The organism is Streptomyces sp. SID13031, from assembly GCF_010548305.1.
Taxonomy (GTDB): domain Bacteria; phylum Actinomycetota; class Actinomycetes; order Propionibacteriales; family Kribbellaceae; genus Kribbella.
In genome coordinates this window covers 1-21,757 of record NZ_JAAGLV010000010.1, presented here as the reverse complement: position 1 = coordinate 21,757, position 21,757 = coordinate 1, and the positions used below count along the sequence as shown (strand labels likewise).

24 protein-coding genes and 2 tRNA genes are annotated in these 21,757 nt (G+C 68.0%); 5 read left to right on the top strand and 21 right to left on the bottom strand.

The annotated features are described in order from the left end of the window. The first annotated feature begins 14 nt into the window (after positions 1–14). A complete protein-coding gene (locus G3I17_RS20355) occupies positions 15–1,340 on the top strand; it encodes a hypothetical protein (RefSeq protein WP_203590523.1) in 1,326 nt (441 codons plus the stop codon). Positions 1,341–1,423: 83 nt separating this feature from the next. Here G3I17_RS20355 and G3I17_RS20350 read toward each other — a convergent pair whose 3' ends face one another. The 4 genes from G3I17_RS20350 to G3I17_RS20335 all read right to left on the bottom strand — a co-directional run bounded on the left by G3I17_RS20350 (position 1,424) and on the right by G3I17_RS20335 (position 4,167). Beyond that, the gene (locus tag G3I17_RS20350; RefSeq protein ID WP_203590522.1) at positions 1,424–1,993 is read right to left on the bottom strand and encodes a DUF559 domain-containing protein; all 570 of its coding nucleotides are present in this window, start codon (positions 1,991–1,993) and stop codon (positions 1,424–1,426) included. Between the two features lie 277 nt (positions 1,994–2,270). Continuing rightward, the gene (locus G3I17_RS20345) at positions 2,271–3,326 is read right to left on the bottom strand and encodes a UDP-N-acetylmuramate dehydrogenase (RefSeq protein ID WP_164598602.1); all 1,056 of its coding nucleotides are present in this window, start codon (positions 3,324–3,326) and stop codon (positions 2,271–2,273) included. Next, complete coding sequence (locus G3I17_RS20340; RefSeq protein ID WP_164598600.1) at positions 3,323–3,748, bottom strand: MaoC family dehydratase; 426 nt, start codon at positions 3,746–3,748, stop codon at positions 3,323–3,325. Before G3I17_RS20340 ends, G3I17_RS20345 begins: the two co-directional genes overlap by 4 nt. Beyond that, the gene (locus G3I17_RS20335) at positions 3,745–4,167 is read right to left on the bottom strand and encodes a MaoC family dehydratase N-terminal domain-containing protein (protein WP_164598598.1); all 423 of its coding nucleotides are present in this window, start codon (positions 4,165–4,167) and stop codon (positions 3,745–3,747) included. The genes G3I17_RS20340 and G3I17_RS20335 overlap by 4 nt, the downstream gene beginning before the upstream one ends. Positions 4,168–4,265: 98 nt before the next feature. On the opposite strand from G3I17_RS20335, the gene G3I17_RS20330 reads away from it, so the two are divergent. Next, positions 4,266–4,994 (top strand): hypothetical protein, encoded by a 729-nt coding sequence (locus G3I17_RS20330; RefSeq protein ID WP_203590521.1) that lies wholly within the window; start codon positions 4,266–4,268, stop codon positions 4,992–4,994. A 66-nt stretch (positions 4,995–5,060) separates the two neighbouring features. Here the strand turns inward: G3I17_RS20330 and rpmG are convergent, their stop codons facing one another. From rpmG to G3I17_RS42140, 15 genes are all read right to left on the bottom strand, one after another. Beyond that, positions 5,061–5,228, bottom strand: a complete 168-nt coding sequence (rpmG, locus tag G3I17_RS20325) for a 50S ribosomal protein L33 (RefSeq protein ID WP_020388160.1) — start codon at positions 5,226–5,228, stop codon at positions 5,061–5,063. 52 nt (positions 5,229–5,280) lie between these two features. Beyond that, positions 5,281–5,354: transfer RNA gene (locus G3I17_RS20320), tRNA-Met, on the bottom strand. Positions 5,355–5,404: 50 nt separating this feature from the next. Further along, positions 5,405–5,477, bottom strand: a tRNA-Thr gene (locus G3I17_RS20315). Positions 5,478–5,600: 123 nt separating this feature from the next. After that, a complete protein-coding gene (locus G3I17_RS20310; RefSeq protein ID WP_164598594.1) occupies positions 5,601–6,641 on the bottom strand; it encodes an LLM class flavin-dependent oxidoreductase in 1,041 nt (346 codons plus the stop codon). Further along, positions 6,638–7,426: a DUF1684 domain-containing protein gene (locus G3I17_RS20305; protein ID WP_164598592.1), complete on the bottom strand. Its 789-nt coding sequence runs from the start codon at positions 7,424–7,426 to the stop codon at positions 6,638–6,640. The genes G3I17_RS20310 and G3I17_RS20305 overlap by 4 nt, the downstream gene beginning before the upstream one ends. Next, the gene (locus tag G3I17_RS20300; RefSeq protein ID WP_164598590.1) at positions 7,423–8,538 is read right to left on the bottom strand and encodes an LLM class flavin-dependent oxidoreductase; all 1,116 of its coding nucleotides are present in this window, start codon (positions 8,536–8,538) and stop codon (positions 7,423–7,425) included. The genes G3I17_RS20305 and G3I17_RS20300 overlap by 4 nt, the downstream gene beginning before the upstream one ends. Further along, complete coding sequence (locus G3I17_RS20295) at positions 8,528–10,447, bottom strand: FAD/NAD(P)-binding protein (RefSeq protein WP_164598588.1); 1,920 nt, start codon at positions 10,445–10,447, stop codon at positions 8,528–8,530. The genes G3I17_RS20300 and G3I17_RS20295 overlap by 11 nt, the downstream gene beginning before the upstream one ends. Then, positions 10,444–11,757, bottom strand: a complete 1,314-nt coding sequence (locus G3I17_RS20290) for an NtaA/DmoA family FMN-dependent monooxygenase (RefSeq protein WP_164598586.1) — start codon at positions 11,755–11,757, stop codon at positions 10,444–10,446. The genes G3I17_RS20295 and G3I17_RS20290 overlap by 4 nt, the downstream gene beginning before the upstream one ends. After that, positions 11,754–12,833: an LLM class flavin-dependent oxidoreductase gene (locus G3I17_RS20285; protein WP_164598584.1), complete on the bottom strand. Its 1,080-nt coding sequence runs from the start codon at positions 12,831–12,833 to the stop codon at positions 11,754–11,756. The genes G3I17_RS20290 and G3I17_RS20285 overlap by 4 nt, the downstream gene beginning before the upstream one ends. Beyond that, positions 12,830–13,885, bottom strand: coding sequence for an NADPH-dependent FMN reductase (ssuE, locus tag G3I17_RS42145; protein WP_164598582.1), 1,056 nt, complete (start codon positions 13,883–13,885; stop codon positions 12,830–12,832). The genes G3I17_RS20285 and ssuE overlap by 4 nt, the downstream gene beginning before the upstream one ends. Before the next feature lie 30 nt (positions 13,886–13,915). Beyond that, positions 13,916–14,875, bottom strand: coding sequence for an ABC transporter substrate-binding protein (locus G3I17_RS20275; RefSeq protein WP_164598580.1), 960 nt, complete (start codon positions 14,873–14,875; stop codon positions 13,916–13,918). Between the two features lie 6 nt (positions 14,876–14,881). Beyond that, complete coding sequence (locus G3I17_RS20270; RefSeq protein ID WP_164598578.1) at positions 14,882–15,829, bottom strand: ABC transporter substrate-binding protein; 948 nt, start codon at positions 15,827–15,829, stop codon at positions 14,882–14,884. Then, positions 15,829–16,581, bottom strand: coding sequence for an amino acid ABC transporter ATP-binding protein (locus G3I17_RS20265; RefSeq protein ID WP_164599171.1), 753 nt, complete (start codon positions 16,579–16,581; stop codon positions 15,829–15,831). Before G3I17_RS20265 ends, G3I17_RS20270 begins: the two co-directional genes overlap by 1 nt. Positions 16,582–16,586: 5 nt before the next feature. Continuing rightward, the gene (locus tag G3I17_RS20260; protein WP_239062746.1) at positions 16,587–17,558 is read right to left on the bottom strand and encodes an amino acid ABC transporter permease; all 972 of its coding nucleotides are present in this window, start codon (positions 17,556–17,558) and stop codon (positions 16,587–16,589) included. A 139-nt stretch (positions 17,559–17,697) separates the two neighbouring features. Then, entirely contained in the window at positions 17,698–17,784 is an 87-nt protein-coding gene (locus tag G3I17_RS42140) for a putative leader peptide (RefSeq protein WP_343238371.1), read from the bottom strand. 358 nt (positions 17,785–18,142) lie between these two features. Between G3I17_RS42140 and G3I17_RS41690 the strand changes: the two genes are divergently transcribed. After that, positions 18,143–19,033, top strand: a complete 891-nt coding sequence (locus tag G3I17_RS41690) for a M23 family metallopeptidase (RefSeq protein WP_203590520.1) — start codon at positions 18,143–18,145, stop codon at positions 19,031–19,033. 2 nt (positions 19,034–19,035) lie between these two features. On the opposite strand, the gene G3I17_RS20250 is transcribed toward G3I17_RS41690, so the two are convergent. Continuing rightward, on the bottom strand, positions 19,036–19,356 hold the full coding sequence (locus G3I17_RS20250; RefSeq protein WP_164598574.1) for a GNAT family N-acetyltransferase: 321 nt from the start codon (positions 19,354–19,356) through the stop codon (positions 19,036–19,038). Between the two features lie 217 nt (positions 19,357–19,573). On the opposite strand from G3I17_RS20250, the gene G3I17_RS20245 reads away from it, so the two are divergent. Beyond that, the gene (locus G3I17_RS20245; RefSeq protein ID WP_164598572.1) at positions 19,574–20,557 is read left to right on the top strand and encodes a phosphotransferase; all 984 of its coding nucleotides are present in this window, start codon (positions 19,574–19,576) and stop codon (positions 20,555–20,557) included. A 55-nt stretch (positions 20,558–20,612) separates the two neighbouring features. On the opposite strand, the gene G3I17_RS20240 is transcribed toward G3I17_RS20245, so the two are convergent. Continuing rightward, entirely contained in the window at positions 20,613–21,320 is a 708-nt protein-coding gene (locus G3I17_RS20240) for a VOC family protein (protein WP_239062739.1), read from the bottom strand. Positions 21,321–21,495: 175 nt separating this feature from the next. Here G3I17_RS20240 and G3I17_RS20235 point away from each other — a divergent pair. Continuing rightward, positions 21,496–21,757: hypothetical protein (locus tag G3I17_RS20235; RefSeq protein WP_203590519.1), on the top strand; the 262-nt coding region annotated here is incomplete at its 3' end.

Here is a 21,757-nt window from a genome sequence, read left to right as displayed (position 1 = left end):
CTAGAGTTACCGTCATGTCAGAGTCGAACGAGTTGTTGCGAGCCGCCCGGGAGCGGACCCAGTCCTCCAGTACGCCGGGCTCCTATATGTCCCGCTCGGAGCTTGCCGAGTCGGTCTGTGCCTGGCTCTGGTCGACCACCGATACGAAGTACGAGCTGGACGGCCACTACATCGCCAAGCTCGAACGCGGCGCGGTGCGCTGGCCGGGCGCGGCGTACCGGGCCGGGCTGCGCGAGGTCCTGCGCGTCACCAGCGACAGCGAGCTGGGCTTCAGCCAGACCGGTACGTCGGGATCGCTGTCATCCGAGGCGACCAGCTGCTCGATGGCCGGGCTGGAGGACGAGCTGATCGACGCCGGCGACGCGTCGATCTCGCTGCTCGCGCTGGCCGAGGAGTCAAACGTCGGCGGCCTCACCGTCGAGCAGCTGCACGCCGATATCGAGCGGATCGCGCAGAACTACCTCAAGGTGCCGACCAAGGCGCTGTTCCAGCGCAGCGTCGCCGTCCGCGACCGAGCCTTCCGGCTGCTCTCCGGCCGGCAGCTACCGCAGCAGACCCGCGACCTGTACGCCGCGGCCGGCTGGGCGCTCACGCTGCTCGGCTGGATGTCGGTGGACCTCGGCCGTCCGGACGTCGCCGAGAGCCACACCCGGACGGCCTGGGCCTGCGCCGACGCCGCCGGCCACGACGAGCTGCGCGCCTGGGTCCGGGCCACCCAGCACACCGCCGCCTTCTGGCAGGACGACATCGACCACGCGCTCGGCTTCGCGCTGGACGGGCTCCAGTACGCCGCCGGTACCTCCGCGCGCTTCCTGACGGCGGCTGCCGCCCTGGATCTGGCGCGGGCCGGCCGGACCGACGAGGCCCGGACCATGCTCGACCAGGCCAAACGCACCAGACCCGACTCGTCCGTGCCCGAGCTCGGCGGCCTCTTCCTCTGTACGCCGGAACGCGCCGAGGGACTGTGGTCGGACACCTACCTGACGCTCGGCCAGCCGGAGCTGACCCTGGAGCACGCCGACCACAGCGTCGCCCTCTTCGAAGCAGCCCCGCACGCCCGCCGCAACCCAGGCTCCGAGCGGATGGCCCGCCTCCAGCAGGTGAAGGCCTACCTCCTCCTGGGCGACCTGGACAGCGCCCAGGACGCCCTGGCCCCAGTCCTCGAGACCCGAACGGAGTACCGCATGCGCCCCTTGATCCACCGCATCAGCGAGGTGGCCGCCCTGACCCGCACCTCTCGCTACGCCGAAGACCCGAAAGCCCAGTCCATCCACCAGGCAATCCGCGACTTCACCCGCTTCCCCGCCACCATCCGCAGCCCCATGGACCAGATGACCTGACCTCGGACACAACGACAGGCAGTAGTAATCCCCATCCCCGGCCTACGCGCTCAGCCAACGACGCCCAGGACCGCCCTTCCGCACTACTTCCTGTCGCTCTGCCCGCACCCCCGCTGCAGCAACGCCGCACGAATCATCTCGGCCACCCATTTCTTCTCGTTCAGCACCTGCCAATAGGTGAACCGCAGCACCAACCAGCCCATCGCCACCAGCTCGTCATAGCGACGGCAGTCGGCGGCAAAGTCACCACTTGAGCCGTGGAAGGCATACCCCTCGGCCTCCAGCGCAACCTGAGCCTGCCGGTGTCCAAGGTCGACCCGCACCGGGAACGAGCCGGTCTCGACCAGGAGTTGCGGTTCGAAGCCTTCGATCTGCTCCGTCAGCAGCAGTGCGCGCAGCATCGACTCGAGAAAGCTTTCGGCCCCGGCGTGCATCGCGGCGGCAACCCGGCGAGCATTGGGTCGGCCAGGGCCACGCATCGTGTCTGCAGCCCTGGTGAACTCCTCTCGATTCATCAGCCCCTTCGCCAAGGCGCCATCGGCGACCGCCAACGCCTCGTCGAACGGAAGGATCCGCGCACAGTCGAGAACCGTACGCAGCACAGAGGTGATCCTGTCCGGCCAGTCGTCCTTGGTGATCGGCGCCCAGTGCATCGTGAGCGGCGCTCGATCGTTCCGCTCTTCAGTGCCGAGGCGAGTTCACGGCGCGAGGTGATGGCTTTCAGCGCAGCGTAGCTGAGCTGGCCCTGGTTGTCGGCCAGCACCTTGGCAAGCGATTCCACCCGCAGATGGTGCCTGGATTAGGCCGTTGGGTGCGTTGGGTTGTCCACAGGCGTACAGAGCGACAGGAAGTAGTGCGGTAACTGGGCGCTGAGGGTGGGGCCTAGGCGAGAGCTAGTGGCCGCTGGGCCACTACTTCCTGTCGTTGTGTTCAGAGGCTGCAGTTCACCAGGACCGGTTCGTTGATCAGGGTGATGCCGAAGGCGTGGTGGACCTGGGTGCGGACGTGGGTGGCTAGGGCCAGGAGTTCTTTGGAGGTGGCGTTGCCGCGGTTGGTGAGGGCGAGGGTGTGCTTGGTGGAGACCGCGGCGTTGCCGATGGCGAAGCCCTTGGCTACGCCTGCGTGTTCGATGAGCCAGGCGGCGCTGGTCTTCACGCGACCGTCCGGTTGCGGCCACTGCGGCGCACCGGCCGGTACTTCGGCCGTGGTGCCGAGCAGCGGGTTGGTGAAGAACGAGCCTGCGCTCCAGGTGTCGTGGTCGGACTCGTCGAGCACCATGCCCTTGCTGCGGCGCAATTCGAGCACCGCCTCGCGGACCTCGGTCATCGGGGCGCGGGAGCCGGGCTCGACGTCGAGTACGCGGGCCAGCTCGGCGTACCCGATCGGGGCCGAGAGGTTGCCGAGCGGCAGCTGGAAGGCGACCTCCAGGACGGCGTACCGGCTGGGGTCGGCCTTGAAGCGGGAGTTGCGGTAGGTGAAGCCGCAGTCGGCGGCGAAGATCGTCCGGACGGCGTTGTCGACGCGATCCCAGACGCGGACGGAGGCGATCGACTCGGCCACCTCGTGCCCGTAGGCGCCGACGTTCTGGACCGGTGTCGAGCCGGCCAGTCCGGGGATGCCGGACATCGACTCCAGGCCGCTCCACTCCTCGGCGATCGCGCGCTGGACGACGGCGTCCCAGTCCTCGCCGGCCTGCACGTGGATCATCGCGCCGGAGCAGGCGTCCGCGTCGACCCGGATGCCACGGGTGGCGATCCTGATCACCGTTCCGCGGAAGCCCTCGTCGCCGATCACCACGTTGCTGCCACCCGACAGCAGCAGCACCGGCTGAGCGGTCGCGTCGGCCTCGCGGACCGCGTCGATCAACTCCTGCTCGGTGGTCACCTCGATCAGCCGGTCGGCGGGGCCGCCGATCCGGAGCGTGGTGAAGTCCGCCAGCCGGACGTCCTTGGACACGGTGCCGGTCGAGGGCTGCTGAGTACTCACGCGACGCGCACGACCGCCCGGGCCCGGCCGAGGACTTTTTCCTCGCCGGCGAACGCGGTGATGTCGATCTCGGCGAGGCCGCCGCCGGTGACCTTGTCGTCGGTGAGCTTGTCGACCTTCGCCGAGAAGGTGACCGTGGCGCCCTTGTCGTCATCCGGGACGACGACGAACTTGGTGAAGCGCACCCCGTACTCGACCAGGTCGGCCGGGTCGTCGAGCCAGTCGGTGACCACGCGGGCCGCGTTGGCCATCGTGAGCATGCCGTGCGCGATCACGCCGGGCAGCCCGAGGGCCGCGGCCATCCGGTCGCTCCAGTGGATCGGGTTGAAGTCGCCGCTCGCGCCGGCATACCGGACCAGGTCCTCGCGGCGCACGGTGATGGTCAGCGGCGGCAGCTCGGTGCCGGCCTCGACGCTCTTCATGCGTCCGCCCGGTTGTGCGAGATCGTCGACGTCGAGGTGGCGATCGGGTCGCCGCCGACGGTGGTCAGCGCGGTCTCGTACATGATCACCTCGACGTCACCGGCCTTGCGCACAGTGGTGATGGTGGCGGTCGCGGCGATCTCGTCGCCGGCCTTGATCGGGCGGGTGTAGCTGAACTTCTGCGCGCCGTGCACGATCCGGTCCAGCCGCAGCCCGAGCTCCGCGTCGCCGAGCAGCTCGATCAGCGCCGGGTTGGCGACCATGAAGGCGAAGGTCGGCGGCGCGACGGCGTCATCACCGCGGTAGGCCGGGTTGGGGTCGCCGATCGCGTCGGCGAACTCCCGGATCTTCTCCCGGCCAACCTGGTAGGACTCGGCGGCCGCGTAGCTCCGGCCGACCATCGTGGCGTCGATCGTCATGGTCAGTAACCCTAGACTGTCCCGTGAGTGCCGCCACCCACTCCTCCCGAGACGAAGGGCGAGGACGCGTGACGGCACGACGGGGAGGTGTAGCCGCTTTGGCCCGCTACGCCCCGAGGTACGGGCTCGAGATCGGTGAACCCGGCGGGACCGAGTGGCTGCGGGTCGACCGGCTACTCGAACCGGACGGCCCCGAGCTGACCGAGCTGCTCAAACGTGACCACGACGCGAGCGACCACGTCTCTGCCCATGCCAACGCCCTCAGCCTGATGTCGTTCTACGCGGGCCGCGCGCCGGCCACCGCACTGCTGCTCTGGGCGCTCGAGGGCCGGGTGCTCGACATCCGCCCCCACAACCTCTGGGTGAAGCCGCACGACGGCCACGGCATCGCCTCGGTCGCGATCCGCTCGGCCAGCTTCCTCCCCGGCGGCCTGCAGACCCTGTACGACGTGGTGCTGACCCAGCACCTGCTCCCGCTCTCGGCCGAGCTCCACCGCCGTACGCGGGCCGGCCTGCGCCAACTCCACGGTGGGGTGGCCGCCGGCTGCGCGATGGCCTTCTGTGCCGCCACCCGCGAGCAGGAGACGGTCGCCCCGTCCTTCTTGCTGGAGCGCTGGCAGACCTTCGTCGCGAAGGCCCCCGCGGAGCTGTCCCGGCTGGGCGAGGTCACCGAGGCCGCCGGCAAGCTCGTCTATCTCCGCAACACCTGCTGCCTCTACTACACGAGCGCGAAAGGCTGCGGCACTGTCTGCGGCTCCTGCTGCCTGACTTCGCGAGAAGACCGCCTGACCGCCTACGAGGCCGGCAAGCCCATCCTCACCGTCTGAAAGGTCCGGGCAAACGAAAAGGCCCGCTTCGGTGTCGAAGCGGGCCTGACGTGAAGACTGCTGAGGTCAGCGGGTCTCGCGGTGATCGGTGTGATCGTTGCAACGCGCGCAGTACTTCTTCAGCTCAAGACGGTCCGGGTCGTTGCGCCGGTTCTTCTTGGTGATGTAGTTCCGCTCCTTGCAGACCGTGCACGCAAGGGTGATCTTCGGCCGGACGTCGCTTGCCTTTGCCACTACTGCCTCTTTTTGTCTGGAACGCGCAACTGGGGTGATCGCGTTCTCGAAGTAGCGGGGGCGGGAGTCGAACCCGCGACACCACGATTATGAGCCGTGTGCTCTAACCACCTGAGCTACCCCGCCAGAGAGTCCGATGCTCCACCCGGCGGACCGGGTGGTGCAGCGATTCTCAGAGCCCCTTTACGGAATCGAACCGTAGACCTTCTCCTTACCATGGAGACGCTCTGCCGACTGAGCTAAAGGGGCGGGCCGAGGAGAGAGATTACACGGTCTCCTGCCCCGATGTGAAATCGGGGAAGAAGTGCCCTGCTGGACCCCTCGTCCGACCAGAGAAGCATACCGGTTCTCCGGAGTGCTTCCGACCAATTTTCAGGACCAGACACGGCTCGGATACGAGGCCCGCAGGACCGGTACCACCTCGGTGACGAAAGTCTCGACACTGGCCCGGTTCTCGTCCTCCGGCAGGCCGGGGACCTCCAGCGAGACGCCGGAGAGTTCATGCCCGAACGCCTCCTGGTAGCGGCCGAACTTGTCGATCACCTGCTCCGGCGACCCGACCAGCACCGATCCCTGCTCCAGGAACTCCTCCAGCGTCGTGAACGGCAGCTTGTTGTGCTTGGCGCCCGGAGAGTCCATGAAGGCGTCGAAGATCGGCCGGTACCCGTCCAGCGCCTCCTGTGAGCTCTTCTTCACGTAGAGCCCGTTGAAGCCGGCCCCGACCACCGCATCCGCCGGGTCGTGCCCGTACGCCTCCCAGCGCTCCCGGTAGTGCCGGATCAACCCTGCGTACTTCTCCATCGGGTGGAAGCCGTTCGCGGAGAACAGTGGCTCGCCCCACTTCGCAGCGAGCTCAGTGGACTCCGTGGACGAGGCAGAGCCGTGCCAGATCGGCAGTGGCTCCTGCAGCGGCCGGGGTTGAGTAGTGGCATCCACTAGCGGCGACCGATAGGTCCCCGACCAGGACACGCCTTCCTCCCGCAGCAGTCGCCGGAGCAGCTCGTACTTCTCCCTGTTCCGGTCCCACTGCCCGTCGAGGTCGTACCCGAACAGGGCGTTCTGCTCCGGGTCGTTGCCCTTGCCGATGATGATGTCGAGCCGTCCACCCGACAGTTGGTCCAGCGTCGCGTAGTCCTCGGCAACGCGGACCGGGTCCAGCAACGACACGACAGTGACCGTGGTGAGCAGCCTGATCCGGCTGGTGGAGGCGGCGATGTAGGAGAGCACCACCGGCGGCGACGACGAGATGAACCGCTGCGCATGCCGCTCGCCGACGCCGTAGCCGTCGAAGCCCAGCTCCTCCGCCCACTGCGCCTGCCGGACCACGCGCTGGAACCACTCGTACGTCGTAAGCTGCTGCCCGCTGACCGGGTCCGGCGAGTTGTCGATCAGCGTGTACGTACAGAACTTCACCGGGGCCTCTTCTCCCCCGCGGTGACCGGTAGAGCCAACTGGTTGCCGATGACAGGTGCAGGGCAGGTGCCGAAGTCCGTGAAGGCGAACGGCAGGTTGATGGCCCGGTTGAAGTCCACGACAACGGTCCGGTCACTCTGCACCCGCCCGGTCGTCACCATGCGCCAGGGAGCGGTCTCGTCCTCGTTCGTCTCGTCCTGGAAGGACAGTGACACCTTCCCCTCCCCCGCTGCGGTCGCAACCAGCTCGTACGCCGAATCGCCGAGCGCGAGGTGGACCGTGCCGATCGACGTGATGTGCTGCCGGAGGTCCGGGCGAGCAGTAGCCACCTCGATGCGCACTGGTTCCTCGCGCGGGCTGAAGTGGCCAGTGACCACCCAGGCCGGGTCAACCGGGTAGGTGGGCACTCCGTTGAAGCCGGCTCGGGTAGTAGCGCGCGGGTCGCGCTGCCGGACCGCGTAGCGGCCTCCGCGGAGTACCAGCTCGACCAGCTTGTCGCCGTACAGCAGCCAGCTCAGGGAGCCGGCTTCAGCGACGCTGGCCGAGGTGGTGCCGTCTACCGGCTCGCCGTTGAGTGTCAGACCACCGCTGGTCGTCACGTGCGCCAACCCATCGGCAGCCCACCACTTGCCCGGCAGCCCCGGCAGCTCCTCCGGCGACGTCGGCAGCCAGTTGAAGGCGACCACCGTGAGCCAGCCGTAGTCCGTGTTCAGGTCCTGCTCGCGCAGGGCGTGCCAGGTCTGCCAGCTCTGTTCAAGCTCAGCTTGCTCAGTCGTGACGGTCATGACGCCAGCTCCTCTTGGGTGGTCTGCTCGCGGCGGGCGACTTCCTCGCGGACCAGCGGGATCACGTAGCGGCCGAAGTCGACGGCGTCGTCGTAGATGTCGTAGCCGCGGGCGGAGAAGATCCGGACCCCGAGGTCGTAGTAGTCGAGTAACGCGGCCGCGACCGTCTCCGGCGTACCGACGAGGGCGGTCGAGTTGCCGCCGCCACCGGTCAGGCCGGTCGGTGCCGTCCACAGGGCACGGTCGTGCCGATCACCGGCCTCGACTGCCTTCAGGAGGCGCTGGGAGCCGGCGTTCTCCGGCGTCTTCCGGGGATCCCGGAACCGGCCCTTCACCTGAGCACCACCGGCCTGGGCGGCTTTGATCCGGCCGAGGACGGTCTCCGCCTTCTCCCAGGCGAGTTCCTCGGTCGGCGCCAGGATCGGCCGGAAGGCGATCTGAATGGTGGGCCTGGCGCGCCCGGCCTTGGCGGCCTCCGCGTCGATCGTGGCCAACTGCTCGGCGGTACCGGCCAACGGCTCGCCCCACAGCGCGAAGATGTCCGCCTCGGCGGCCCCGACCGCATAGGCGGCCGCCGACGAACCACCGAACGAGATCCGCGGCCGGGGCTGCTGCAGCGGCTTGATGTCCGCGACGAACTGCTCGAACTGATAGTGCTTGCCGGCGAAGTCGAAGCGCTCGTCGGAGGTCCAGGCCTGCTTGAGGATCTGGATGAACTCGCGCGTCCGTCCGTACCGGTCGTCCTTGGCCAGGAAGTCACCCTCCGCCGCCTGGTCGGCCGTCGACCCACCAGTGATCACGTGGACCTCGAACCGCCCACCGCTGAGGTGGTCGAGCGTCGCGAACGTCTTCGCGGTCAGCGTCGGATAGGCCACGTTGGGCCGGTGCGCGACGACCAGGTTGATCCGCTCGGTCCTGCCTGCCACGAAAGCCGCGACCTGGGACGGATCGGGCGCGCCCGAGTGGTACGCGAAGAGGATCCGGTCCCACCCGTTGTCCTCGTGGGCTCTGGCGAGCTTGGCCGTGTACTCGAGATCGAGGGCGGCACCGGTGCGCGGCGTGACCTCGCTGGCCGGGTTCGTCCCGGCGATTCCGAGGAACTCAACTGGCATGGCGTTGACCTGCTTTCTGGCTCGTGAGTGTCAACTGGCGCAAGAGGTTCCGGGCGACCGCGTCGTTCTGGCGGAAGCCCGGACCGTTGAAGTGCGGCCGGGAGAACCCCGACGAGCCGGCCGAACCGGACACCGAGGGTCCCAGCAGGAACAGGGAGGAATGGACCGAGCCGTCGGCCTTGATCGCGCGGCACTCGCCGTCCGCCTTGAGCTGACCGCCGCCGAGACTCGTACCGTCCGACGCGATCAGCTCATCGGCGGCGAGCAGCCCCGACTCGAGCAGCCCGGTCAGCAAGGGATCCGGGGTGGCGAGCACATCGGGCCTCGGCAACCGGGCCTCCACGAAGGCGCGCGCCTCGATCTCCCGCGGCAGGGCGGGGCTGGCGGCAACGAACCGATCATTGCTTAGAGCAACTTTCAGATCGGGACCCGCGAACCGGACGAGGCCGGCCCGATGCAGCGCGAGCAGCTCCTCCAGCCGGCGCGGCGGCGGACCGCTGGCCACGAAGGAGAAGAAGCCGTGCCACTCGGTCTCGACGTGCCGGACCCGGTCCTCGTCCGACAATCGGCCGGCCGTGATCGCCACCGAGAGCACGGTGTAGACGCTCAGCAACGCGTTGAAAACGGCCAGATCGGCCGAGTGCAGCGGATCGGCGCGACGCAGCAGATCGTTCTCGATCAACCCCACCAGCTCGCGATCCAGCTGTCCGGGCTCCTCGAAGGTCAACCCGGCCAGCGGCCGATCGACCGCGGCCAGCACGAACCGATCCTCCACGGCCGGGACAGCCTCATTCACCGCAGCAACGAATTCAGGAGCCGAGGGCAACGTCCGGTCGAGCACTTCGAAGAACTGTTGCCACGGCCACCTGGTTCGCTCCGGGTGCGCCAGGAACAGCTGCTGGTAGTGGGCGAACGTGAGTTCCTTGTCGACCAATGGCCGCACCTGGGTGGCGAAATCGAGCACCCCGTCGCCCAGCTCGTCCAGGGCGGCGCTGGTCAGGTACCGGGTCGGAACGGGCGTCGTACCAGCGACCGTGTAGCCGAGTTTCGCGTGATAGGGCACGCCGCGCCGCGACCCGACGTACAGGATCGGTTCGCTGCCCGACGGGTTGTACTCGAGCCGCCCGCTGCCCGAGTCGTACCAGCCGCCACGCCCCTCGGTGAGCAGCACCATCAGGTCGATGAACGCCTGCCCGAACCCGCGCACGATCACCGGCTCGGCCGGTCGCAACGAGCTCAGGTCGACGTCGGCGGTGTAGCCGGGCGGGATATAGGTCAGGCCGGCCGACGAGGCGGCGTCCGCCAGAGCCGCCTCGTCGGCCGTCGGCACCCGGTCGAGGTACCCGAGGGCGAGCACAACGAGGTCCGCCTCCAGCACCTCCCCGGATGCCAGCTCGACACGGTTGCCCCAGTCCGAGGTGAGCGACACCGCGCGTTCCAGGTGGGTCGTGACCGTGACGCCCGGCGGAAGCGACCGGAGGACGCGATCCCAGACCCAGCTCAGGTACTCCGCCTGCAGCAGCCGGGGCGGGAAGTCCATCGGACCGGGCGCCTCCAGCCCGGCCTCCTCCAGCAGGGTCGCGCCGACACCGTTCGCCCAGGTGGCCAGATCCGGCCCCGGGCTGATCGGCCCCTCGCAGACGACGGACTCGTCGGTGAAGATCGTGACGTCGGAGGCCATCGAGTTCATCCAGAGCAGCCGCGACTGGTCCCGCCGCCAGATCCGCCCGCCACCGGCCGGGTATGGATCCACCACGTGGATCTCGACCGCCCGGTCCCCCAGCAACTCCTCAGCACTCGCCGCGAACCGCTCCAGCAGGCCGACCGTCCGGGGACCGCCACCCACGAAAACCACCGTGGCGGGGTCCTCGGTCGACCGGTGGCGATGGAGGATGGCCGGCGCGGTCATCGATCCAGCCCGAGGTGGTGGCGGAGCGTCGTACCGGTGTACTCCGAACGCAGCACCCCTCGATCGCGGAGCAGCGGCACGACCTGGTCGACGAAGTCGTCGAGGCCACCCGGAGTCAGGTGCGGGACCAGGACGAAGCCGTCAGCCGCGTCCTCCTGCACATGCCTGTTCATCGCGGAAGCGACCGTCGACGCCGAGCCGACGAACGTCTGCCGGTTCTGCTGGTTGATCACCGTCTGCCGCAGCGACCAGCCATGCTCCTCCGCCTGCGCCCGCCACTCGGCGATGATCGGCGCGGGGTCGTTGTAGCCGACCCGCCCCTGCGTCACCCCGGACCCGACCACCGGACCCTCGGCAGGCAACGGCCCGTCCGGGTCGTACGACGACAGGTCGCGTCCCCAGAGCAGCTCGGCCAGCACGATCGCCGTCGGCCCGGAGACCTGCTGCTCACGGATGTGCTGCGCCTTGTCGGCCGCCTCGGCATCGTTGTCGGCGACAACGACCGTGACCGCCGGCATGATCTTCAGCGAGTCCTCCGACCGCCCGTACTGCGGCAGCCGCGCCTTCACGTCCTTGTAGAAGGCCTGGCCGGCCTCGAAGCTGCCATGGCGACTGAAGATCACGTCGGCGCCCTCGGCCGCGAAATCCCGGCCCTGGTCGCTGTCCCCGGCCTGGATCACCACCGGATGCCCCTGCGGCGACCGCGGCAACCCGAACCGGCCCTGGATGGAGAAGTGGTCGCCTTCGTCCGCGAAGGCCCCAGCGCCCTCACGAGCGAAGACTCCACCCCCCTGGTCCAGCACGAGCTCCTCGTCCCAGGACTCCCACAGCTTCCGGACCACCCGCAGCGCCTCCTGCGCCCGGACGTACCGGTCGCTCTTGTCGAGATACCCACCGCGGCGGAAGTTCTCGCCGGTGAAGGCGTCCCATGAGGTGACGACGTTCCACGCCGCGCGGCCACCCGAGAGGTGGTCGAGGGTCGCGAGCCGCTTGGCCAGCTCGTACGGCTCGTTGAACGTCGAGTTCACCGTCGCCGCCAGACCCAGATGCGTCGTCACCGCGGCCAGCGCGCTGAGCACGGTCAGCGACTCGGGCCGCCCGACCACATCGAGGTCGTGGATCCGTCCTTTCACCTCGCGCAGCCGCAACCCCTCGGCCAGGAAGAAGAAGTCGAACGTCCCGCGCTCGGCCGTCTCCGCCAGGTGCCGGAACGACGCGAAGTCGATCTGCGATCTGGACTCAGGGTCGGACCACACCGTCGTGTTGTTGACCCCGGGGAAGTGCGCCGCCAGATGAAGCTGCTTGGTCATCTCCTGCTCCCCACATACCGATTGGCCGGCCGCTTCAGCCCGAGCCGGTTCCGCAACGACGTCGCCCGATCGACCGCCGGCCCGAGCAGCCGCCGCTCCCGCAGCAACGGGACGAGGCGCTCCGCGATCACCGGTACGTCGAGCTCGAGCGAGGCAGGCCGCAGATGGATCCCGTCCACCCCGGCCGCGTTCCATCCTTCGATCAGGTCGGCCAACCCCTCCACTGTGCCGACGTAATCAACCTCAGCCCCGGCAGCCCGTCGTACCCCGCTGGCCTCGTCCTCGTCGAGCAGCACGCTCACAGAGAGCAGCACCCGCGGAGTGAGACTTGCTGCCCGTACTGCGGCCAGCCGGTCGTCAAGCTCAGTAGCGCCCGGCAGCAACACCAGATCGGCGTCCGCCGCGGCCTGCAGCGCCTCGGGCGAACTCAGCCGAACGGCGGTGAGCGGATGCCCTTGTGGCGGCCTCGGCACGATCGAAGGACCCTTGATATCGAACGCCGGCGACGTGTAGTCGACGTAGTGGATGCGGTCGCGGTCGATGAATCGGCCGCTCGGGGCGTCACGGATGATCGCGTCGTCCTCCCACGAGTCCCAGAGCCGACGGCTCACATCGACGACGTACCGGGCCTCGCGCCAGGTATCGGCGGCCGGTGCGGGCTCGCGGCGACCGATAACTGCGGCCGCCTCCGCACTGGTCGAGACGTCGGCGAGCCAGCCCGCGCGACCGGCCGAGACGAAGTCGAGCGTGGCGACGGACGCCTGCACGTGGAAGGGCTCCGTGTGGGTGACCGTTAGCGTCGGGATCAACCCGATGCGATCGGTCGACGGCGCGATTCGCGCTGCCAGCCCCAGCGCATCCAGCCGGGCGCTGACCTGCGCCGGCTCGTCGGCCGGAGCCTCCAGCGTGTCCACGAAGGTTGCGAAGTCGATCCCGGCCGCCTCCGCCCGCTGGACCGCACGCAACGCGACCTCGCCGGTCAGGATGGCCGCCGGGTCGAGCTCGGCGCCACGCCAAGCAGCAGGATGCCCACCGGCGCCGTCGATCTCGATGGCCGTGATCAGTCGCCGGCTCATGACGCCACCTGCAAGCTGACCGACAGGTTCTTGCTGAACGGCAGCGGCCCGATCGACTCCGGGTCGACGTCCAGATCGAACTGCGGCTCGAACCCCGCTGCCAGATACAACGCGCTGGCCTCCGGTTGCCGGGGCCCGGTGGTCAGATACAACCGCCGGTACCCGAGATCGCGTGCTGCCACTTCGAGCTCCTGGAGCACCCGCCGACCGAGCCCCTGCCGCCGATGCAGATGCGACGTCCACATCCGCTTCACCTCGGCGGTCTGGTCGTCATACCGGCGAATGGCGCCCCCGGCAACGGTCTCCCCGCCGTGCCGCAACAGCACGAACGCCCCACCTTGCTCGCGGTGGAAGTCCGATGGCGGTACTTCCGTCAGCAGCGTGTGATCGTTACTTCGCCCGTACCGCGTGCTGTACTCGACCACCAGGTCGGCCAGCAACGGCGCCGCCTCCGGATCCTCCGGCCTCGCACGTACTACCTCGAGCGCACTCGTCTGCACCGGCAAGCTCTCCACCACCTGCCCGCCTTCCACCGTGGAGAGGAAGGCCTCGGTCACCTGGTAGAGCGGCACCGATGCGGCAGGATCGAGCAGCAGCCCGCCCCCGTCGTACAGGCGGATGTGTGACGACAAGACGAACCAGCCCTGCCCGATCGACCCGGCGCCGAGGCTCGTGAGCACGGGCCGGAGCGCGTAGTCGATCACCAGGACGTGGGCCGGTGACCCACCCGTTGCCAGCGGCAACACCGGCTTGCTCCGCAACGCGTACTGCGGCAGCAGGTCGAGGAACACCTTCAGCAACCCGGCGTACGCCGCCTTGTACACCGGCGTCGTCACCACCACCGCGTCGGCGGCGGCCAGCGTCTCGACCGCTCGCGCGATTTCCGGGTCGTCGGCCTGCCCGCGCAGCAACGGCGACGCCGGCAGGTCACGCAGCACGATCGGCGTGACCCGATGTCCGTGGCTGAGCAGCCGCTTGGTCACATAGGAGAGCACCGCGTCGGTCCGGGACACGTCGGACGGACTGCTGGAGATGGTCGCGATAGTTGCCATTAGCCCCTTGCACCTCTCACTTCGGCTGAATCACTTCTGCTTGTTCTTGGGCAGTCCGGGCGGGTTCACCAGCGACTTCGGCACCGCCTCCGCCTGCAGGTGCCACTTGGCCAGCACCTTGGCGTAGCTGCCGTCCTGGATCGCCGCGTTGAGCGCGTCCGCGAACGGTTTGGCCAGCCCGCTGTCCTTCTTGGTGGTCACCGCGACCAGCCCCTGGATCGGGTAGCCGGACGAGACGGTGCCGATGATCTCGGTCTTGCCCGACGTCGCCACGTGGTAGGTGGCGGTCGGGTTCGGCCCGAGGTACAGGTCGATCCGGCCGGACTCCAGCGCCAGGTAGTAGTCGGTCGCCGACTGGTAGTACTTCGGGCTCGCGGGCTTCAGGCCGGCGGCGACGTTCTGCTTGTTCCAGTCGAGCAGGATCGCCTCCTGCAAGGTGCCCGAGCTGACCGCGACCGTCTTGCCCGCGATGTCCGCGGGCTTGGTGATCGTCCAGCCGGAGCCCTTCTTCGCCTCCCAGGCGTGCAGCCCGAGCCGGTACGTCGCGAAGTCGTACTTCTCCTTGCGCAGCTCGGAGACGCCGATGTTCGAGATACCGGCCTGGTACTTGCCGGAGTCCATCCCGAGGAACAGGTTCTCCCAGCTGGTGGTCTGGATCTCCACCTGCAGACCGAGCACGCTGCCGACCAGGTAGGCGAAGTCGATGTCCACCCCGACCGGGGTCTTGTTGTCGTCGGCGGTGAACGCCAGCGGCGGCTGCCCACCACCGGCCGAACCACTGCCGACGATGAGCTTCCCGCTCTCCCGTACCGCGGCCGGCAACTCGGCCGCGATGCTGTCCACCTTGGCGGAGGTGATGTGCGACTGCGTGGCCGAGGTGTCGAACGAGATCGCCGACGCGTCACTGCCCTTCGGCGCCTCGGCGACCGGATCCGCGCAACCAGCCAGTGCCACCAACAGCACACCGGCAACAAGTGCTCTCTTCATCATCGTCCCTCAGCTCGTGATCGGCAGGCCGGGCGGATTGATCTCGGACTTGTCGACCGCTTCGTTCGCGACGTTCCAGCGGGCCAGCACCTTGGCGTAGCTGCCGTCGGCGATCGCCGCGTTCAGCCCCGCCTGGAAGGCCTGCACCAGGCCGCTGTCCTTCTTCGTGGTGGCCGCGATCAGGCCCTGCAGCGATGCTCCGGCGCCGGAGAACTTGCCGATCGTCTCCGTCTGGCCGCTCACCTTGACGTGGTAGGCGACGCTCGGGTTCGGCCCGAAGTACCCGTCGATCCGGCCCGACGACAGCGCCAGGTAGGTGTCGGACGCGTTCTGGAAGTACTTGATCGAGGCGGCCGGCAAGCCGGCCTTGATGTTCGCCTCGTTCCAGTCGACCAGGATCTTCTCCTGGTTGGTGCCGCTGCCGACCGCGATCGTCTTGCCGGCCACGTCCTTGCCGCTGGCGACCTTCCAGCTGCCGCCCTTCTTCGCCTCGAACGAGATGTCGTCCTTGCGATAGGTGGCGAAGTCGTACTTCTGCTTGCGCTTCTCGGTCACGGTGATGTTCGAGAAGCCGACGTCGTACTTCGCCGAGTCGAGACCGACGAACAGGTTCTCCCAGCTGGTCACCTGGTAGTCCGGCTTCAGTCCGAGCTCGCTCGCGACCAGGGTGGCGATATCGACCTCGATCCCGATCGGGGTCTTGTTGTCATCAGCAACGAACCCGAGCGGCGGCGTACCGACGGTGCCGCCGATGATCAGGGTGCCGCGCTCGCGGACCTTGGCCGGTACCAGCGCGGCGGCTGCCTCGTTCTTGGCCGCCGTCACCCGGTTCTGTTCGGGCCCGGTGTTGATGCCGCCGGTGTCGGCGGCGGCGTTCTGGGTGGTGGTGGGATCGGCGCCGCAGGCCGCCAGCAAGGCGATCGGTAGCAGGGCGACAGCGAGCAGGGATCGTTTCATCAGAGAACCTTGGAGATGAAGGCGCGGGTGCGCTCGTGAGTGGGGTTGTCCAAAACTTGGTGCGGTGGGCCGGACTCGACGATCACGCCGCCGTCCATGAACACCACGGTGTCCGCGACCTCGCGGGCGAAGCCGATCTCGTGGGTGACGACGACCATCGTCGAGCCGGCCCGGGCGAGCTCCTTGATCACGTCGAGCACCTCGCCGACCAGCTCCGGGTCGAGCGCGCTGGTGGGTTCGTCGAACAACAGCACCTTCGGTCGCAGGGCAAGCGCCCTCGCGATGGCTACTCGTTGCTGTTGCCCGCCGGACAGCTGGCGCGGGTAGACATCGGCCTTGTCGCCGACTCCGACCCGCTCCAGCAGCTCCCGCGCGACCGGCTCGACCTCGCGGCGCTTGCGGCGTTGTGCCGAGACCGGAGCCTCGACGACGTTCTGTAGTGCGGTCAGGTGCGCGAACAGGTTGAAGTTCTGGAAGACGAACCCGACCTGCGACCGCTGGTGCAGGATCTCCCGCTCGCGCAGTTCGTACAGCTTGTCGCCGCGCCGTTTGTACCCGACCAGCTCACCGTCGATCCGGATCAGGCCGCGATCCACCTTCTCCAGATGGTTGATCGACCGCAGCAGCGTCGACTTGCCCGAACCGGACGGGCCGAGGATCACGGTCACGGTGCCGGCCCGGACCTCCAGGTCGACCCCCTTGAGGACCTCGAGCGTGCCGAACGCCTTGTGCACGCCCTTGAGGTCGACCATCGCGGTCACGAGGTCACCCCCGCATCGGGTCGCGCCGAGGCCTTGGCCTGGATCGAGCGCCACGTTCGGCGCACCCGTTGAATCGGTGTCGGTGGCAACGAGCGGCTGGTACCGCGGGCGAAGTACCGCTCGAGATAGAACTGCGCGATCGACAGCACCGTGGTCAGGACGATGTACCAGACCGTTGCCACCATCAACAAAGGCACGACCCGGCTGTTCCGGCCGTAGATCACCTGGACCTGATAGAAGAGCTCCGGGATCGCCATCACCGAGACGATCGAGGTGCCCTTGAAGAGCTGGATCACCTCGTTCGCGCCGTTCGGCAGAATCGACCGCATCGCCTGTGGCAGCACGATCCGGAAGAACTGCCGCGACCGCGGGATGCCGAGCGCTGCCGCCGCCTCGGTCTGCCCCTGGTCGACCGAGATGATGCCGCCGCGGATGATCTCGGCGGCGTACGCGGCCTGATGCAAAGCCAAGCCCAGTACCGCGGCGCCGAGCGGGCCGAACAGGTTGTTCGTGTTGAAGTGCACGAACTCCGGTCCGAACGGGATACCGAGGCTGAGCTCCTGGTAGAGATAGGCCAGGTTGAACCAGAACAGCAGCTGGACGATCAACGGGATCGAGCGGAACACCCAGATGTAGCCCCAGGCAACTACTTGGAGGAACGGGCTGCTGGACAGTCGCATGGTCGCGATCACCGCGCCGAGCGCGAAGCCCAGAACCGTTCCGTACAAGGTCAGTTGCAGGGTCACCGCCAGCGCCGAGAAGATCGTCTGGGTGGTGAAGAACTGGAAGAACGTCGGCCAGTCCCAGCCGGGATTGGTGGCGAGTCCGTGCACGAACATCGCCAGCAGCACCAGGACGACGGCGACTCCGACCCAGCGCCACGGGTGCCGGCGCCCGATCACGGGCAGGTCGGCATCGGACAGGGCAGGGCCTTGCGGTGGGTCGGCGGCGGCAGTTGCCGAGGTCAGCGAGGTGGTCGACACAGAGAGCTCCCGGGCGGCGGCGGGCAGGCAGGGGTGACGCCGGCCCGCACTGGAGCTGCGGGCACGGCGCTGTGGACGGACCCAGAATGGGCCGTCATGACAAAAGGGGTGGTCTAAAGAGCTGTCAGAGCAGACAGAGGGCGCTGGAGACGCGCTGCAGGTCGATGTGGAGACGGTAGAAGGCGAGTTCACGCCGAGCTGGTTCTGTCATCACCGTCTCCTTCCTTCGGGCCTGGTGATTCCCAGTATGCGAGGTTATTGAAAGGGAAGTAAGTTAGTGGACAAACCTCTCATATTGTGGACGCCTGCATAACGGCTCCAAAGGCCTCCGGACAGCTGTGACCCGGGTGATCCCCATCACGGCCGGATCGAACTACCCGCGGGTCACTTTCACGCCTGACCGCGCACTGTTCGGCAGATGGCGCTCACTGTCCGTGGCCGAAATCCGTGATCTGGTCGCAACGCGCGTTTGAGGAGACCGTGACCTCCTCGTTATGGTCGATGGGCCGCTGGGGATGACCCCGGGGGCAACTCGACTCTGGAAGGCTCTCGTGTCCCCTCACCATGACGTGTCGGAAGCAGGACGTACGACACCCCGTCGTACTCCGGCCGGCGCGCGTCGGGTGGCGAAGCACCGCCTGACGTCCCGTCGCTCTTCCGTCCGTGGCGTCCAGCTGGTCGGCCTGACGGCCGCCCTCGCGGCCGCCGCCGGCACGAGTGCCGTCGCCATCTCCCCCTCTGCCGGTCCGGCCAACGCCACGACCAGCGCCACCGCCAGCCAGCTCGATGCCATGACCGCCGCCCGGATCGAGCGCCGCGACCTCGCCTCGCGCGACATGGCGCGCTTCGATCTGTCGCTCGAGTCCACCCGCAAGGCGCAGGCCGACGCGGCGGCCGTGGCGAAGGCTCGTGCTGCGAAGCTTTCGGCCAATGCGAATCTGACCCAGCGTCGTGCCCTCGCGCTGGCAGCGGCCAAGGCACAAGCGGCCCTCAAGGCCAAGGCTGTTGCTGCTGCGGCCGCCAAAGCGAAGGCCGAGGCCATCGCCAAGGCGAAGGCGGCGCCCAAGGTCGTGCTGCCGACCACCGGCTACCACCTGACGGCGGGCTTCGGCCAGGCCGGCGGACGCTGGGCGAACAACCACACCGGCCTCGACTTCGCGGCTCCGATCGGTACGCCGATCGACTCCGTGATGGCCGGTGAAGTGATCCAGGCCGACTACGAAGGCGCCTACGGTCGCCAGGTGAAGGTCCGTCACGCCGACGGCACCGTCACGTCGTACAGCCACATGTCCGCGTTCACCGTCTCCGTCGGCGACACGGTCCAGGCAGGCGACCAGGTCGGCGCGATCGGCGTCACCGGTAACACGACCGGCCCGCACGTGCACTTCGAAGTACTGCCCGGCGGCGGCGACCCGATCGACCCCAAGCCGTGGCTGCGTGAGCACGGTGTCAATCCGTAGTACTAGGTCAGGAATTTGGCCAGTACGAGGCTGTCGACGTACTGGCCTTCGATCAGGAACTCTCGTGGGTGGGTTCCTTCGACGGTGTAACCGTGGCGCTCGTAGAGTCGCCTTGCGACGGTGTTCGTGCCGTGGACGTGCAAGGTGATCTTGCGAGCGCCGCGGCGCGTCGCCTCGTCGGTGACCGCGGTCATCAGGATCGAGCCGATCCCCCGACCGCGCGCCGCCTTGGCCACCGCCAGTCCGTTGACGGACAGAACGCCGGTGCCTTCAGGAAACGCATACTTGTCCTGAAGCCGCACATAGCCGAGCACCTCACCCATCCCCCCATCCTGACCCGCCCGAGGTCCACCGCACCGCCACCACACACCAACCCCACCACCAGCGCGCTCCCCACACTCAGCCACGCCTAGCCGACCGAGCCAAAGCCTCTACCCGTGGGTTTGGTGTTTGGTGGCGCTCCGACTCGCGCAGGGGCCAGCCACCAGTCAGCCCGAAATTCGGTAGTGGCCCGCGAACGTGCGCCGATACGCTGCGTGGATGCCCGAGCTTGAGTCGACGCGCGCGCAGGTCGCACGCATCCGCCGTACGGGCGTGCGGGCGCTTGCGGACTACCCGATCGACGAGCCGCGCCTGTCGTTCATCGCGCATGGCGAGAACACCACGTTCCGGGTCGACTCCCGCGATGGCCGATTCCTGCTCCGCGTACACCGGCCGAACCGGCACGGCCCTGGGGTCGATTCGCGGGTCGCGGTCGGATCGGAGCTGGCCTGGCTGACCGCGTTGCAGGCAGACACGGAGCTGAGCGTGCCGACACCGGTACGGACCCACGGCGCAGAGTGGACCACTGTCGCCGACGGCCTGGTCTGCTCGGTCCTCGGCTGGCAGGGCGGACGGATGCAGGCGGCCAATCCGCGACCCGTGCACTTCCGGCGATTGGGTGGCGTCCTCGCCCGTTTGCACGATCACGCCTCAGGGTGGGTCCCGCCGAGCGGCTTCGTCCGCATGCGGTGGGACTGGGAGACCTTCTTCGGCAACACCATGGAGTACGGCGGTGTCGCCGCAGCCGACTGCTGGGACCTGTTGCCGGCACCGGTACGCGCGCAGTTCGACGAGATCGCGCGCCGGATGCGTACGGTGACGGCGGAGCTCGGATCGGAGCCGGACGCTTTCGGCCTGATTCATGCCGACCTGCATCTGGAGAACGCCCTGTTCGACGGCGACGCGGTCCGGCTGATCGACTTCGACGACTGCGGGTTCGGCTACTGGCTTTACGACATCGCAGTACCGCTGTGGGAGTACCGCAGCCGACCCGACCATGCCGAGATCCGGGCAGCGCTTCTCGAGGGCTACGGCGAACACCGCGAGCTGCCCGACCTCGCCCACCTGGACAACTTCATCGCCACCCGAGACGTAGCCTTCGGCCTGTGGTTCGCCGGGATGGCTCAGGTCAATCCGGCCTTCGCAGCCGACCTGGACAAGGTAATGACCTCCATCCAGCGAGCCCTCGACCGACTGCTCTGACTCCATTTCCCAGCCGGCCCGAGCACGGCGCCAGTACTGCGGGGTCGCGGATCGCCTATTCGCGGTCGACCCAGGTGGCAACGCACGCTTCGTTGCCCTCGGCATCGGCCAGCACCCACCACTTCGGCGCATGCACGTCGGAGACCAGCCGACCGCCCGCAGCCAGGGCGGCGGCGATTCGCTCCGCGGCCTGATCGTGAGGAACGGCGACGTCGAGATGCAGACGATTGCGCTCCGGCCGCGCCACCGCCAACTCCTGCAACCCGAAGCCCGGCCCGCGACGCAACGGATCGAACAGATAGTCGTCGCCGATCTGCCCATACCCAAGCACCGCCCGCCAGAACGGCAACACGTCAGCGCCGACCAGGGCATCAAGCGTCACGTTGACGACCTGAACAGCGGTCGGGTCAGCAGAAACCCCCAACTCCTTGGCCACACCCGAAATCCGCCGAGCCAACCCGACATCGCGCCGCCCCAGCGACACCGTGACCCCGGCGCTCCGCAGGTCGACACTGAGGTACTGCTCCTCACTCCCGTCGACAAGCCGACCGATCTCATCAACGAGCGCGACCCCCGCAGCCAGCGAACCGGTCCGAAAATGCGCCGAAACCAGGTGATAGAGCGCGCGCCAATCCTCAACCCCATCAGCCGCGTGAAACTCCCCAGCCGTCCGCTGCCCGCCCATGCCACGGAAACTAACATCTACTGCGACGACACGTTCCCTACCGCAGCGAACACCCAGCTCCGGTGAGGTGTTCGACATGCTGCTTGATACTCGTCGGCGACGCCTCCCCCGGCCCTCGCCAAACACGCCCGTTCATCCACAAGCCGACGCACCCTGTGGACAACCTGACCAATATCGGCCACTTCGGATTCCCTTATAAATAAGGGGTTCCCGGCTTTGAAAACTGTCGGTGGGGTCGTCTATCGTTTCGGGTATGGAGATCTCGCAGCTGCGACCGCCGTGTCTGTACAGTGACAGCGAACTGCTGATCGCTGCAGACACCGTCGATGCCGCGCTGTCCGAGCTGACCACCCACAACTGGTACCTCACCGCCGAGATCGAGTCCCGTGGCCTGGCCAAAGAACTCGGCGCCGGCGACACCATCGAACTCCTGTCGCTACGGCACCGCCGCAACCGTGGCGACATCCGCCGCGACCTCAAACTCACCAAGAACCTCCCCAAATACGAAGCCGTCA